Source organism: Deltaproteobacteria bacterium (assembly GCA_005879795.1).
Taxonomy (GTDB): Bacteria; Desulfobacterota; Binatia; order DP-6; family DP-6; genus DP-6.
Genome location: VBKJ01000049.1, coordinates 1 through 13,324, shown reverse-complemented (window position 1 = coordinate 13,324; position 13,324 = coordinate 1). Strand labels below are relative to the sequence as shown.

The following is a 13,324-nucleotide window of genomic DNA, read 5'->3' as shown; positions in this document are numbered from 1 at the left end:
CCGCCACCGGGCGAGGGACCGGGGTGGGGATCGACGGTGGCGAGCGCGTGATCGATTCGGTAGCTGTGGCGACACGACGCTCGATCTCGCGGCGGGCCGGACCAGCTGGGCGTCCACCTCCGCGCCCCCCGGGCGCGCGTCAGCCGAGCCGCTCGACCAGCCCCCGGCGCTGCCGCTCCATCTCCGCCGGCAGGCGCCCGTCGAACTTGCCGAAGAACTCGCCGATCCCCTCCGCCTCGCGGCGCCAGTCGTCCTTCGGGACCGAGAGCAGCTCCTCCATGGTGCGCCCGTCCACCGCGAGGCCGCTCGTGTCGATCGCGCCGCGCGCGGGCAGCATGCCGATCGGCGATTCGGTTCCGGCGCCGACACCTTTGCAGCGCGCCACGATCCAGCGCAGCACGCGCAGGTTCTCCCCGAAGCCGGGCCAGATGAACCTCCCGCCGGCGTCCTGGCGGAACCAGTTGACGTGGAAGATGGCGGGCGGGCGCTCGACTGCCTTCCCCATCTCGAGCCAGTGGCCGAAGTAGTCGGCCATGTTGTAGCCGCAGAAGGGGAGCATCGCCATCGGATCGCGGCGCACGACCCCGACCGCGCCGCTCTGCGCTGCCGTCGTCTCGGAGGCGACCGAGGCGCCGACGAAGACGCCGTGGCTCCAGTCGAAGGCCTGGAGGACGAGTGGCGCCGTGCGCGCGCGCCGGCCGCCGAACACGACCGCGGAGATGGGCACGCCCTGCGGGTCCTCGAAGCGGGGCGAGATCGACGGGCACTGCCGGGCGGGCGCCGTGAAGCGCGAGTTCGGGTGCGCGGCCTTCTCGCTCGATCCCTTCTGCCACGGCCGCCCGCGCCAGTCGGTGAGCCGCTCCGGCACCGGGCCGTCGATGCCCTCCCACCACGGGCAGCCGTCCTCGGTCACCGCCACGTTGGTGAAGATCGAATTCTTCCGCAGGGTCGCCATGGCGTTGGGGTTCGTCTTCGACGACGTCCCCGGCGCCACGCCGAAGAAGCCGGCCTCGGGGTTGATGGCCCAGAGACGCCCGTCGGGTCCCGGACGCATCCAGGCGATGTCGTCGCCCACCGTCCACACCTTCCAGCCCTGCTGCGACGGCGGCGGGACGAGCATGGCGAGGTTCGTCTTGCCGCACGCGCTCGGGAAGGCGGCGGCGATGTAGTGCGTCTCGCCCTCGGGGCTCTCCACGCCGACGATCAACATGTGCTCGGCGAGCCAGCCCTCCTCGCGCGCCTGCACGCTCGCGATGCGGAGCGCGAAGCACTTCTTGCCGAGGAGGGCGTTGCCCCCGTAGCCGGAGCCGACCGACCAGATGAGCTTCTCCTCGGGGAAGTGGAGGATGAAGCGGCGCTCGGGGCTCAAGTCGCCGAGGGAGTGCAGGCCCTTCACGAAGTCGTCGCGGCCGTCGAGCTCCTTCATGGCTGCCGCGCCCATGCGCGTCATGATGCGCATGCTCGCGGCCACGTAGGGGCTGTCGGTGAGCTCGACGCCGACCTTGCTGAAGGGCGAGCCGACCGGGCCCATGAGATACGGGACCACGTACATGGTCCGGCCCTGCATCGCGCCGCGGAAGAGGGCGCCCACCTTCTCCTTGGCCTGGCGCGGGTCCATCCAGTTGTTGGTGGGACCGCTGTCGTCCCGCTTGCGCGAGCAGATGAAGGTCAGGTGCTCGGTGCGCGCGACGTCGCTCGGGTCGCTGCGGTGGAGGTGGCAGTTGGGGTACTCGGTCTGGTTCAGCTCGTGCAGCGTCCCGGACGCGAGCATCTCGCGGACGAGACGCTCGTTCTCGGCCTCGGAGCCGTCGCACCAGGAGATGTCCTGCGGACGGGTGTGACGCGCGACCTCGTCCACCCAGCGCTCGAGGGGTGTGGACATGGTGAGGATTTTCTAACCGATAGGCGGCCCGAGTGCCAGGACGCATTGGTGAGGCCCCGGCCAGCCGCTATGATCGCCCGCATGCCGTCGAGCCTGGCGCGCTTCTGGACCCTCGATCCGGCCGTCGTCTTCCTGAACCACGGCTCCTTCGGCGCCTGCCCCCGGCCGGTCTTGGACGCGCAGCAACGGCTGCGCGAGCGTCTCGAGCGGCAACCCGTCCACTTCATGGTCCGTGACCTCGAGGGGCTGCTCGACGGCGCCCGCGGCGCGCTAGCCGCCTTCCTCGGCGCCGAATCCGAGGGCCTCGTCTTCGTCACCAACGCGACCACCGCCGTGAACGCCGTGCTTCGCTCGCTGGCCCTGGCCCCGGGCGACGAGCTCCTGGTGACCGACCACGCCTACAACGCGTGCCGGAACGCGCTCGCCTTCGTGGCCGCGGCCTCCCGGGCGCGGGTCGTGGTCGCGCCCGTTCCCTTCCCGCTCGCCTCCGCGGACGCGGTGGTCGAGGCGGTGCTCGGGCGAGTGACGCCGCGGACACGCCTGGCGCTCCTCGATCACGTGACCAGCCCGACCGGCCTCGTCCTCCCCGTCGAGCAGCTCGTGCGCGAGCTGGCCGCGCGCGGCGTCGACACGCTGGTCGACGGCGCGCACGCGCCCGGCATGCTGCCGCTCGACCTCCGCGCCCTCGGCGCCGCCTACTACGCCGGCAACTGTCACAAGTGGCTGTGCGCGCCGAAGGGCGCCGGGTTTCTCCACCTCCGGCGCGACCGGCGCGACCGCGTGCGGCCGGTCGTGATCAGCCACGGCGCCAACAGCCCGCGCACGGATCGGTCGCGCCTCCTGCTCGAGTTCGACTGGACGGGAAGCCACGATCCGACGCCGTACCTGTCCGTGCCCGAGGCCATCCGCTTCCTGAACGGGCTCCTGCCTGGCGGCTGGCCCGAGCTCATGGCGCGCAACCGCGCGCTGGCCCTCGAGGCGCGGCGCATCCTGTGCGAGGCGCTCGCGGTGACGCCGCCGTGCCCGGACGAGATGATCGGCTCGCTCGCCACCGTGCCGTTGCCCGACGGCTCCGCCGCGTCGCCGCGCTCGCCGCTCGATCCGGATCCGCTGTGCGACGCGCTCCTCGCGCGCTTCGGCATCGAGGTGCCGATCTTCCCCTGGCCCGCGCCGCCGAGGCGCGTCGTGCGCGTGTCGTGCCAGGCCTACAACGCGCGCGGGGACTACGAGGGGCTGGCGGCGGCGCTCGTGAGCCTCACGCGGGACGGGTAGGGGGGGTGCAAGGGCCGGCGGCCTCGCCGGCGTCGGCCCGCCGACCCCGCCCCCGGGGCTCGTCCCCGCCTGCCCGGGCGAGCGGGACGCACCCGAGCGTGGCGACGGCGGCGAGCAGCAGGGCGAGCGCGAACTGCCCGAAGGCCGGTGCGTAGCTGCCGGTGCGGTCGAAGATCCGGCCCGCGACGACCGGCCCCGTCGCGGCGCCCGCGATGTTGAACAGGCCGGCGAGCCCCGCGAGCGAGCCGAAGCGCTTGAGTCCGAGCGAATCCGCCATGACCAGCGGCACGAGGGTGAGAGGCGCCCCGCAGGTGAGCCCGTAGGTCACGAGGAAGCCGCCGGCCATCGCCGTGTCGGCGGCGAAGAGGAGCATGACCATCCCGCAGGCGCAGGCGAGAAAGTTCACCACGAGCGCCCGCCGCCCGCCGACGCGATCGGCCAGCGCACCGAACGAGAGTTTCCCGGCTCCTGCGATGCCGAGCACCAGGCTCATGAAGAGCGCAGCGCGCGCGGCGCTGTAGCCGATGTCCCTCAGGTACGCGATGGCGTGCAGGTTCGTCCCGCCCGCCGCGAAGGAATAGAAGAACTGCACCAGGGCGATGAGCCAGAACGAGCGGGCGCGGAGCGCGGCGCGGACCTCGAGCCCCGGGAGCGCGCTGGCGGCCTCGGCCACGCTCGAGCCGGGTCCGCCGGGCGGGCGGGTGCGCACCGTCGCGGCGACCAGCGGTACCACGATGACGAAGACGGGCGCGGCGAGGGCCAGGTAGCCGTCGCGCCACCCCCCGTGCTCGATGGCCCGCTGGGCGACCAGGGTCATCACCAGGCCGCCCGTCGACGTGCCCACCATCGCGACCCCGAGCGCGAGGCCTCGCCTCGTCCCGAACCAGTTGGCGACCACGAGGGAGACGGGGAGGAGCGTCGCGGCACCGAGACCGACCCCCACGAGGACGTAGGCCGAGACCATCGGAGCGAACCCCTCGGCGCGGCTCGCCAGCACGAAGCCGATCCCCGTCACGGCGGCCCCCGTCGCGATCACGAGCCACGCCTCCAGCCGGTCGAGCAGCCAGCCGACGAGCGGCACGACGAGGCCCGCCGAGAGCGCGAGGGCGGTCTGCAGGAGCGAGACCTGCGCGCGGCTCCACCCGAACTGGTTCACGAGCGGGATGACGAAGACGCCGGCGGTGTTGTACCCGGAGCCGAAGACGAGAAACAGGGTCACGAAGAGGCTCCCGACGACGAGCCACCCCTGGCGCTCCTGGGCCGTCATGGCGGCTCGTCCCGGCGCGCTACGAGCTGCCCCGCAGCGTGAGCGGGACGCCGCCCGAGCGCGCGGGGTCGAGGCGCACGGCGCGCCGCTCGCCGGCGGGCGCGAAGCGCGCGAGCGCGGCGGTGGCGGCGGCGAGGTCGGCGACCTCGAGCACGAGCCCGGCGAGCCCCTCGCCCCTGGCCTCGACCTCGGCGCGAAACGCCGCCGCGTCCGGTCCGGCGGAACGTGTATCGGCGGCGACGAAGACCAGGCGCACGCCGCCGGCCGCGACCGCGGCGGCCGTGAGGCCGGCCTCGGCCTCCGCCGTCGCGCGCGCGAGGCCGAGCTGCGTCGCGAACAGGTCCGCCGCGCTCGCGGCCTCGCGGCTCCACGCGACGACCGCAGCGAGCGCGAGGCCGGCGAACGGCCCCGCACCGGCGGTGGCGACGTGACCCGCGCCGGCGGGCGGCGTCGCGAGCTCGACCAGCACGCCGCGCGTGCCCTTCGGGTGGAGGAAGCAGATCATGCCCGCGAGGCCCGGCCGCGGCGCCTCGTCGATGAGCGGGAGGCCCTTCGCGCGTGCCGCCGCCAGCTCCGCCTCGACGCCGGGCGTCTCGAAGCAGACGTGGTGGAGCCCCTCGCCGCGCCGGTCGAGGAACCTGGCGACGCCGCCCTGGGGATCGATCGGCTCGAGCAGCTCGATCTCGCTCCGCCCGATGGGCAGGAGGGCCGCGCGCACGCCCTGATCGCGCACCGTGGCCTGCCTGGAGATGCGGAGCCCGAGCACGTCCTGCCAGAAGGCGAGGCCGTCCTCGAGGCGGCGCACGACGAGGCCCACGTGGTGGACGCGGGTCAGCATGCGATCAGCGGAGCGCGCTCGCCGTGCCGACGAGCGCCTTGATGCCGTCGGCCTTCTCGCACCACACGTCGAGGTGGACGCGGCGGTGGCTGCCCTCCGCGACCTCCTCGCGCACCTTGCCCCGCGTCGTGAGCACGTCGTCCACCCACACCACGTTCACCAGGCGCACGTCCATCTTCCCGCCGAGGACCCAGCCCGCGCCGAACGCCCCGCTCATCAGCTCCGAGACCAGGCACACCGGGAGCATCCCCTGCACGACGATGTCCGGGAAGCCGAGCAGGCGCGCCATCTCGCGGTCGTTGTGGTAGTTCCGCTCCGGCCCCGAGAACGCCTCGCACATCGCGATCGTGATCGGGCGGGTGAGCGGGCCGATCGGCTCGCCCGGCCCCTCGCCCACCGTGAAGACACGCTCGGGCCGCTTCTCGCGCTCGCGGTCGACGACCGTCTCGCGCCGCCCGTCGTCGACGAGGAAGCTCTGGTGGGTGCGGCTCCGCTCGAGCCAGCGGCCTCCCTCGTCGGTCACCAGGACCTCGTTCACGACGTAGTCACGGTTGCGCTTGCGGTAGCGGTCGACGACGGTGGAGCGGGTGCGGATCGGCTGCCCGAGCAGGATCGGCGCGAAGAGCTCCCACTCCTGCCGGGCGTGCAGGTTCCCGAAGACGTTGGGCAGGTACCAGGCGAGCGAGCGGTAGACCTCGGAGTGGAGGATCAGCGCGGGCGCCGCGCCGGCCGGCCGCGCGCTCGCTCCGCCCGTGCCGGCGTCGTAGCGCGCGACGTCGCCCTCGGTCACCGTGAGCGGGCGCCCGGCCACGTCCTGGCCGACGTGGACCTCGTGCTGTGCGAAGAGCGCGCCCGCGCTCATCAGGCGAAGCCGTAGAGGCGGGCCAGGCTCTCGTCCTTGGCGGCGAGCAGCTTGGCGAGCGCCACCATCACCTTGCACTGCTTCCAGGTGGCGTCGTCCTGCATCCGGCCGTCGAGCATGAGGACGCCGCGCCCGTCGGGCATGGCCTCGAGCACGCGCTTGGCGAAGGCCACCTCCTCGGCCGGCGGGCTGAAGACCTTCTTCGCGATCGCGATCTGGCTCGGGTGGAGCGACCAGGCGCCGACGCAGCCGAGCAGGAAGGCGGCGCGGAACTGGTCCTCGCAGCCGAGCGGGTCGGAGATGTCGCCGAAGGGGCCGTAGAAGGGAAGCGCGCCGGTGGCCGCGCACGCGTCGACCATGCGCGCGATCGAGTAGTGCCAGGGGTCCTGCTGCGCCGTCGGCCGCGGCGCGTCCGGGTGCCTGGGATCCGGGTCGGTGCGCACCAGGTAGGCGGGATGGCCGCCGCCCACGCGCGTCGTCTTCATGCGGCGCGAGGCGGCCAGGTCCGCCGGGCCGAAGCTGATCCCCTGCATGCGCGGGCTGGCGGCGCAGATCTCCTCCACGTTGGTCACACCGAGGGCGGTCTCGAGGATGGCGTGCACGAGGAACGGGCGCCGGAGCCGGTGGCGGGCCTCGAGCTGGGCGAGGAGGCGGTCGACGTAGTGGATGTCCCACGGCCCCTCGACCTTGGGGATCATGACGACCTCGAGGCGGTCGCCGATCTCGGCGACGAGGCGGGTGACGTCGTCCAGGAACCACGGGCTGTCGAGGCTGTTGACGCGCGTCCAGAGGGGCGTGTCGCCCAGGTCCACCTGGCGCCCGACGTTCACCAGGCCCTCGCGCGCGTCGACCTTCTTGTCGGCCGGGATCGCGTCCTCGAGGTTGCCGAGGAGGATGTCCGTCTGCTTCGCCAGCTCGGGGAGCTTGGCGGCCATCTTCGCATTCGAGGGATCGAAGAAGTGGATGCAGCGCGAGGGCTTGACGGGGATCTCGGAGAGCGGCTGCGGGGCGCCGATCGCGAGGGGCTTCCAGAAATCGCGGGGGCTGCGCATGCGTCTTCCCTTGCAGGCGGGGTCTAACGTGCGCGGCCGGGAGGGGTCAACCGGGTCGCCACCTCCGCGTCCTCGACCGCGCCACCCCCTTGTCCGTACGCGCGTTTCGTCTATGCTGGCCGCAGCGTTCGGCAATTCTCCGCAGGCGGGCGTGAAGGATGCGCGCGACGGCCAGGTTGACAGCGGCGCTGCTGCTGGCTGTCTTCGCCCTTCCGGCGGAGGGCGGATCTCGCCAGGAGTGTCGGCGCGCGTGCGGGAGCGCCGTCCGGTCCTGCATGACCGCGAGCGGGCGGAGTCTCCGCGCCTGCAGGGAAGCGGTGGTCCGCCGGTGCGCGCGGGAGGGGCTTCAGGCGTGCTCGTCGTCGCTGCTACCGCCGGACGCTGGCACCTGTTCCGAGAGCGCAGCCCCCGCATGCCAGGGCACCTGCCCGCTCGCAGAGTTCAGGTGCGTCCCGAATCCGCTCGGTGGATGCAACTGCGAGGCGCCTGCCTGCGGTCGGGCTCGCAGCAGTGCCTGTAACGGCGTGTGTCGCCATCCGGGGCGTGTCTGCGTCGCGCGAGGCGGCCGCTGCAGGTGCGTGTAGGCGCCGAGCTCAGCCCGCCTTGCCGGTGCGCCGCATCGGTTGCAATCTGCCGGGATGACCGGGTTCGGAGAGCTCGTCGCGGTTTCCGCCGCCGTCGCCGCCACCCGCTCCCGCACCGAGAAGGTGCGGATGCTCGCCGATTTCCTCCGCAGCGTGCCGCCCGGCGCGGTGGCGTCCGCGCTGTGGTTCCTCTCCGGGCGTTCGGGACGCGAGCGCTTGGGTATCGGGCCGGCGGCGGTCGAGCGAGCGTGGAGCGCCGCCGCACCGGCCGCGGAGGCGACGCTCGGCCTCGAGGACGTCGTCGGTGCCCTCGCTGGCCTTCCCGACCTTGCCGGCGAAGGGTCGGCGGCCGAGCGTGCGCGCCGACTCGGCGAGCTGTTCGGCCGCGCCACGGCGGCGGAGCGCTCCTTCCTGGCGCGCTGGCTGGTCGGCGAGCTGCGCCAGGGCGCGCTCGAGGGCGTGCTCACCGAGGCCGTGGCCATGGCCGCGGGCGTGGAGGCCGCGGCGGTGCGCGACGCCCTCATGGTCGAGGGGGACCTCGCCGTCGTGGGCGAGCAGGCGCTCCGCGACGGCGGCGCGGGCCTCGCGGGACGCGCGATCCAGCTCTTCCGGCCGGTCCTCCCCATGCTCGCGGGCACCGCCTCCTCGCCGGCGGAGGCGCTCGAGCGCTTCGGCGAGGTGGCGGTCGAGGCGAAGCTCGACGGCGTGCGCATCCAGGTGCACAAGTCGGGCGAGCGCATCGAGGTCTACAGCCGCCGGCGCAAGCCGCTCACCGGCGCGCTGCCGGAGGTGGTCGAGAGCGTCGGCCGCATCGCCGTGCACGAGGTCATCCTCGACGGCGAGGCGATCGCGCTCGGCGCCGACGGCCGACCGGAGCCCTTCCAGGACACCATGCGGCGGTTCGGGCGCAAGCTCGACGTCGACGAGGCGCGCCGCGAGATCCCGCTGAGCGCCCGCTTCTTCGACTGCCTGCTGCTCGGTGGGCGTCCCTGCGTCGCCCGGCCGCAGCGCGAGCGCTGGCACATCCTCGGCGAGCTCGTGCCGCCCGACCTGCGCGTCGCCGCGCTCCGCACGGCGGACCCGAGCGCCCTCGACCGGTTCCTCGAGCAGACCCTCGAGGAGGGTCACGAAGGGCTGCTGCTCAAGTCGCCGGACGCTCCCTATCGGGCCGGCCGCCGCGGCACCGAGTGGCTCAAGTGGAAGCCGGCGGCGACGCTCGACCTGGTCGTGCTGGCTGCGGAGTGGGGGCACGGGCGGCGACGCGGCTGGCTCAGCAACCTGCACCTGGGCGCCCGCGACCCGGCGAGCGGCGGCTTCGTCATGATCGGCAAGACCTTCAAGGGGCTCAGCGACGAGATGCTCGCCTGGCAGACGGAGCGGCTCCTCGGCCTCGCGCGCTCGCGCGAGGAGTGGACGGTCCGCGCCGAGCCCGCGCTCGTCGTCGAGGTCGCCTTCGACGGCGTACAGCGGAGCCCGCACTACCCCGGCGGCGTGGCGCTGCGCTTCGCCCGCGTCAAGCGCTACCGGACCGACAAGGGCCCCGCCGACGCCGACACCATCGACACGGTCCGCGGCTTCCTACCGGCCCGCGGGCCGCGCCGCTCGCGCGACCCGCGACCCGCGAGCGCTTCCTGAACGCGCCGAGGCCCTCAGCGCTTCCCCGTCTTGTTGCGCGGGTCGTCGGCCGGGTTCACGAAGACGACCTGGAACGGCCCCATGCCGTGCACCTGGACGATCCCCTCGCCCTTCCTCGCCACCCACGCGAAGTGCGGCATCTTCGCCGGGAGCAGGAGGTAGGAGCCGGGGGCAAACTCGCGCGCCCCCCGCTTGTGGAGCTTCTCGCCCATCCCGATGAACAACGTTCCCTTGACGACGGTCACGTGCTCGTCCGCGGGGTGCCAGTGCGGCGCGATCTTGCCCCCGGGCGGCTGCCGGATGCGGATGACGAAGGGACCGGACTTCTCGGGATCCCCGGACAGCACCGCCAGCCTGGCGCCCGGTCCCCCCAGGGGGAAGGGCTGCCACTTGAGCGCCCCGGGCGCGAGCATGACGTGCGCCGGGGCGGTCCCGGCCGGCGGCGAGGCCGGCGCGGCGCCGGCCTCGCCCGTGTGCGTCCACTGCCTCCACGTCGCACAGCCGGCGACACCACCCACCGCCGCGATCAGAAGCAGACGAGACGACCAGCTCTTCATGGGGCCCCCTTTCCGAGCGGCGTCCGCCGCCCGGCCTCTACCGCTCATAGAGCTTCACCACCTGTACCTTGCCCGCGGGCGCGGCCTGGATGCAGAGCTCGCACAGCACGCACTCGTCCAGGTTCTCCTCGACGATGCGGAGCTTGCCGTCCTTCTCCTGCGCGAAGATGTTGACCGGGCAGACATCCACGAGCTTCTTCGCGAGCGCCGGATCGGCCGCGACCTGCGGGTCGACCTGGACGTCGATGAACATGCCCGGCATCGTCAGTGCCCCCGCAGGCGGTCCTTCACGAGCGCCGGGATGTCCTCGATGCGCTCGGCGACCGAGATGCCCGCCGCCTTCATGCGTGCGATCTTGTCGGCGGTGGTGTCCGCCCTGCCCTCGACGATCGTGCCCGCGTGACCGAAACGCATGCCCGGCATCTCGTCCATGAAGCGGCCGGCCATGAAGGCGACGACGGGGAGGCGCGAGCGGTTCTCCCGCACCCAGTCGGCCAGCTCGGCCTCCATGCGGCCGCCGGGCTCGGAATAGATGACGATCGCCTTCGTCTCCGCGTCCGCCTCGAAGAGCGGCATCAGCTCGGCGTAGGTCGAACCGATGATCGCATCGCCGCCGATCGAGACGGCGGTCGACTGCCCGAGGCCCGCCGCCGAGAGCGTGTTGCAGATCTCGGTCGTCATGCCGCCCGAACGCGACATGACGCCGATCGGCCCCTTCCTGAAGGCGCGGCGGACGTTGACCGCCGGGCCGCCGAGGCCGCCCATCTTGGCCTCGTCGGGCGAGAGGACGCCGAGGCAGTTGGGGCCGATGATGCGCGCGCCGCGGAGCCGCGCCAGCTCGACCATCTGGGCCACCTCGCCGCGCGGGATGCGCTCGGTGACGACGACGATGAGCTTCACGCCCGCCTCGATGGCCTCGAAGACCGCGTCGCGAGTGAAGCGCGGCGGCACGGTCACGATCGAGCCGTCGACGCGCTGCCGGGCCGTGATGTCGCGCACGCAGTCGTGGACCGGGACGCCGTACACGTCCCGCCCGGCGCGGCCGGGGGTCACGCCGCCGACGATCTTCGTCCCGTAGTCGAGGCCCTCGCGGGTCAGGTTCACGGCCTCGCGCCCGGTGATGCCCTGGATGATGACCGTCGTGTCCCCGTGGATGAGGATGGACATCAGCTCCTCATCTTGGCGACGGCGCGGCCCGCCGCCTCGTACAGGGACACGGTGCGGTCGCAGTACTCGACGCCGTACTTCTTCAGGATCTTGAAGCCGTCGTCCTCCCAGGCTCCCGGGATGCGGAAGACGGCGATGGTGTCGGCGGGGTTGCGGCCCGCCTCGACGCAGCCCTTGATCACCCCGCGTGCGACGATGTCCACGCGCGTGTTGGAGACCACGTTCATCATGACCGCGATCTTCTTGACACCGGGCTTGGAGAGGATGAGCTTGGTCAGCTCGCACGCCTTCCTGACGCTCGGGTTGCCGCCGATCTCGCAGTAGTTGGCGGGCCGGCCGCCGTGCTTGCGGACGGCGTCGAAGAGCGTGAGCGAGCCGCCGCCCGCGCCGATCACGAGCCCGAGGTCGCCGTCGAACTCGCGCACGTTGCCGGCCACGCCGCGGTGATCCGCGGCGTCCACCTGCGCGCCCTTCAACTCGAACTCGGTCGGCGGGCGGGCCTCGCGCGTCTCCTCCTTGCCGATGCCGAGCTCCTGGAGGAGCTGCGCGTGCTTCGCGCGCGCGTCGCCCTCCAGGTCGACGTGGCCGTCGAGGACGAGGAAACGGCCGTCATGGGTCTTCCCGAGCGGGTTGATCTCGGCGAGCGTGAGGTCGTAGCGGAGGAAGATCTCGACCAGGGTGGCGACGATCGGCGTCAGGCGGTTCAGGTCCTCGCCGCTGACGCCGACGGCGGCGATCGCCTCCTTCGCCCGGTAGGGCGTGAAGGGGAGGAGCGTCGAGACGTGGATCTGCCCCACGTGCTCGGGGTGCCGCTCGGCGACCTCCTCGATGTCTATGCCCCCCATGTCGCTGAAGACGAGGACGGGGAGCTTCCTCCGCCCGTCCCAGGTGACCGCGGCGAAGTACTCCTTGGCCACGGCCGCGCGCTCCTCGACCAGCACGCCGCGCGGCTTCTGCCCCCTGATCTCGAGCGCCAGGATCGCCCGGGCGGCGGCCTCGGCCGCGGCCGGCGTGTCAGCGAACTTGACGCCGCCGGCCTTCATGCGGCCGCCGGTCAGCACCTGCGATTTGAGGACGACCGGGACGGCGAGGTCGCGGGCGATCTCCGCGGCCTCGGCGGCGGTGCGTGCGACACGGCCCCGGAGGAGCGGCGTGCCGTGGCGGGCGAAGAGGGCCTTGGCTTCGTACTCGTAGAACCGCATTGGCCCGACGCGAAGAAGCGCGAGGCAGCTAACACGCTGCGTCGACAGGGGTCAAGGGACGGCCCTCGGGGTGTCGTCGCTCAGTGATTTTGTCCCCCTTAAGCGCTCAGTGAATTTGTCCTCCCCCCTGGCATGGAAAGGGGATGGACCTGATGAGCGAGGGACAGTGGAAGCGGTGGGATGTGATCGGCCGGCTGCGCGCCGGCAAGCTGACGTTGGCACAGGGGGCCCTGGTCCTCGCGCTCTCCGTGCGGCAGGTGCGGCGAGTGCGGGAGCGGGTGGCGAAGGAAGGGCGGCAGGCACTGCGGCACGGCAATACGGGCCGCGCGCCGACGCACACGCTCGCGCCGGCGGTGCGGAGGCGGATCGTTCATCTGCGGCAGAAGAAGTACGTGGACTTCAACGACGCGCATTTCACCGAGAAGCTGGCCACCGAGACGCCGCCGCTGCGGGTTTCGGTCGCCTCGGTGCGGCGGATCTTGCGGGCGGCCGGCGTACCGGCGGTCTGGCGCCGTCGCCCCCGCCGGCACCGCAAGCGCCGCGAGCGCAAGGCGCAAGCGGGCCTGATGCTGCTGTGGGACGGGAGTCGGCACGACTGGCTGGAGGGCCGGGGGCCGTGGCTGTGCCTGGTTGGCGCGATCGACGATGCGACGGGAGAGCTGCTCCCCGGCGCGCACTTCGTCGAACAGGAGTGCGCCGCCGCCTATCTGCGCGTGCTGCACGCGATCGCGACCACCTGCGGGCTGCCGGGGAGCATCTACATGGACCAGCACGGCGCGCTCAAGCGCAACGATGACCACTGGACCTTGGCGGAGGAGCTGCGCGGTCGCCAGGATCCGACGCAGGTGGGCGGGGCGCTCGAGGCCCTCGCGATCGCCTGTATCTACGCGCTCTCCCCGCAGGCGAAGGGCCGCGTCGAGCGGCTCTGGGGCACCCTGCAGGATCGCCTCACCTCGGAGCTGCGCCTCGCGCAGGCCCGCACCGTGGCGGACGCGAATGCGGTCCT

Annotated in this window: 12 protein-coding genes; 3 read left to right on the top strand and 9 right to left on the bottom strand. The window is 72.8% G+C overall.

What is annotated here, in order from left to right; genetic code table 11:
• Positions 1 to 139 precede the first annotated feature (139 nt).
• Entirely contained in the window at positions 140 to 1,882 is a 1,743-nt protein-coding gene (locus E6J59_02570) for a phosphoenolpyruvate carboxykinase (GTP) (GenBank protein TMB23154.1), read from the bottom strand.
• Positions 1,883 to 1,963: 81 nt separating this feature from the next.
• Here E6J59_02570 and E6J59_02565 point away from each other — a divergent pair, with 81 nt between their 5' ends.
• A complete protein-coding gene (locus E6J59_02565; GenBank protein TMB23153.1) occupies positions 1,964 to 3,154 on the top strand; it encodes an aminotransferase class V-fold PLP-dependent enzyme in 1,191 nt (396 codons plus the stop codon).
• Here E6J59_02565 and E6J59_02560 read toward each other — a convergent pair.
• The 4 genes from E6J59_02560 to E6J59_02545 are packed head-to-tail and all read right to left on the bottom strand — an operon-like array spanning position 3,138 to position 7,173.
• Positions 3,138 to 4,421: an MFS transporter gene (locus tag E6J59_02560; protein ID TMB23152.1), complete on the bottom strand. Its 1,284-nt coding sequence runs from the start codon at positions 4,419 to 4,421 to the stop codon at positions 3,138 to 3,140. The two genes, E6J59_02565 and E6J59_02560, sit on opposite strands and share 17 nt — an antisense overlap.
• Before the next feature lie 19 nt (positions 4,422 to 4,440).
• Positions 4,441 to 5,259, bottom strand: a complete 819-nt coding sequence (gene mce, locus E6J59_02555) for a methylmalonyl-CoA epimerase (GenBank protein TMB23151.1) — start codon at positions 5,257 to 5,259, stop codon at positions 4,441 to 4,443.
• Positions 5,260 to 5,263: 4 nt separating this feature from the next.
• Positions 5,264 to 6,121: a hypothetical protein gene (locus E6J59_02550; protein ID TMB23150.1), complete on the bottom strand. Its 858-nt coding sequence runs from the start codon at positions 6,119 to 6,121 to the stop codon at positions 5,264 to 5,266.
• Positions 6,121 to 7,173: a CoA ester lyase gene (locus tag E6J59_02545; protein TMB23149.1), complete on the bottom strand. Its 1,053-nt coding sequence runs from the start codon at positions 7,171 to 7,173 to the stop codon at positions 6,121 to 6,123. The genes E6J59_02550 and E6J59_02545 overlap by 1 nt, the downstream gene beginning before the upstream one ends.
• 638 nt (positions 7,174 to 7,811) lie before the next feature.
• Between E6J59_02545 and E6J59_02540 the strand changes: the two genes are divergently transcribed.
• On the top strand, positions 7,812 to 9,392 hold the full coding sequence (locus tag E6J59_02540) for an ATP-dependent DNA ligase (GenBank protein ID TMB23148.1): 1,581 nt from the start codon (positions 7,812 to 7,814) through the stop codon (positions 9,390 to 9,392).
• A 14-nt stretch (positions 9,393 to 9,406) separates the two neighbouring features.
• Here the strand turns inward: E6J59_02540 and E6J59_02535 are convergent, their stop codons facing one another.
• Genes E6J59_02535 through E6J59_02520 form a run of 4 tightly spaced genes read right to left on the bottom strand, consistent with a single transcriptional unit; the run spans position 9,407 to position 12,318 of the window.
• Entirely contained in the window at positions 9,407 to 9,949 is a 543-nt protein-coding gene (locus tag E6J59_02535) for a cupin domain-containing protein (GenBank protein TMB23147.1), read from the bottom strand.
• Positions 9,950 to 9,986: 37 nt separating this feature from the next.
• Positions 9,987 to 10,211 (bottom strand): hypothetical protein, encoded by a 225-nt coding sequence (locus E6J59_02530; GenBank protein TMB23146.1) that lies wholly within the window; start codon positions 10,209 to 10,211, stop codon positions 9,987 to 9,989.
• A gap of 2 nt (positions 10,212 to 10,213) precedes the next feature.
• Positions 10,214 to 11,116, bottom strand: coding sequence for a succinate--CoA ligase subunit alpha (locus tag E6J59_02525; protein TMB23145.1), 903 nt, complete (start codon positions 11,114 to 11,116; stop codon positions 10,214 to 10,216).
• Positions 11,116 to 12,318, bottom strand: coding sequence for a hypothetical protein (locus E6J59_02520; GenBank protein ID TMB23144.1), 1,203 nt, complete (start codon positions 12,316 to 12,318; stop codon positions 11,116 to 11,118). The genes E6J59_02525 and E6J59_02520 overlap by 1 nt, the downstream gene beginning before the upstream one ends.
• Before the next feature lie 143 nt (positions 12,319 to 12,461).
• Between E6J59_02520 and E6J59_02515 the strand changes: the two genes are divergently transcribed.
• Positions 12,462 to 13,324, top strand: an 863-nt coding sequence (locus tag E6J59_02515) for an ISNCY family transposase (protein ID TMB23143.1), incomplete at its 3' end; no start/stop codon positions are given.

What these genes read in the sequence shown, in the direction of transcription:
- E6J59_02570 (TMB23154.1), bottom strand. Translation starts at nt 1,882, where the DNA reads ATGTCCACACCCCTCGAGCGCTGGGTGGACGAGGTCGCGCGTCACACC.
- E6J59_02565 (TMB23153.1), top strand. Translation starts at nt 1,964, where the DNA reads ATGCCGTCGAGCCTGGCGCGCTTCTGGACCCTCGATCCGGCCGTCGTC.
- E6J59_02560 (TMB23152.1), bottom strand. Translation starts at nt 4,421, where the DNA reads ATGACGGCCCAGGAGCGCCAGGGGTGGCTCGTCGTCGGGAGCCTCTTC.
- mce (TMB23151.1), bottom strand. Translation starts at nt 5,259, where the DNA reads ATGCTGACCCGCGTCCACCACGTGGGCCTCGTCGTGCGCCGCCTCGAG.
- E6J59_02550 (TMB23150.1), bottom strand. Translation starts at nt 6,121, where the DNA reads ATGAGCGCGGGCGCGCTCTTCGCACAGCACGAGGTCCACGTCGGCCAG.
- E6J59_02545 (TMB23149.1), bottom strand. Translation starts at nt 7,173, where the DNA reads ATGCGCAGCCCCCGCGATTTCTGGAAGCCCCTCGCGATCGGCGCCCCG.
- E6J59_02540 (TMB23148.1), top strand. Translation starts at nt 7,812, where the DNA reads ATGACCGGGTTCGGAGAGCTCGTCGCGGTTTCCGCCGCCGTCGCCGCC.
- E6J59_02535 (TMB23147.1), bottom strand. Translation starts at nt 9,949, where the DNA reads ATGAAGAGCTGGTCGTCTCGTCTGCTTCTGATCGCGGCGGTGGGTGGT.
- E6J59_02530 (TMB23146.1), bottom strand. Translation starts at nt 10,211, where the DNA reads ATGCCGGGCATGTTCATCGACGTCCAGGTCGACCCGCAGGTCGCGGCC.
- E6J59_02525 (TMB23145.1), bottom strand. Translation starts at nt 11,116, where the DNA reads ATGTCCATCCTCATCCACGGGGACACGACGGTCATCATCCAGGGCATC.
- E6J59_02520 (TMB23144.1), bottom strand. Translation starts at nt 12,318, where the DNA reads ATGCGGTTCTACGAGTACGAAGCCAAGGCCCTCTTCGCCCGCCACGGC.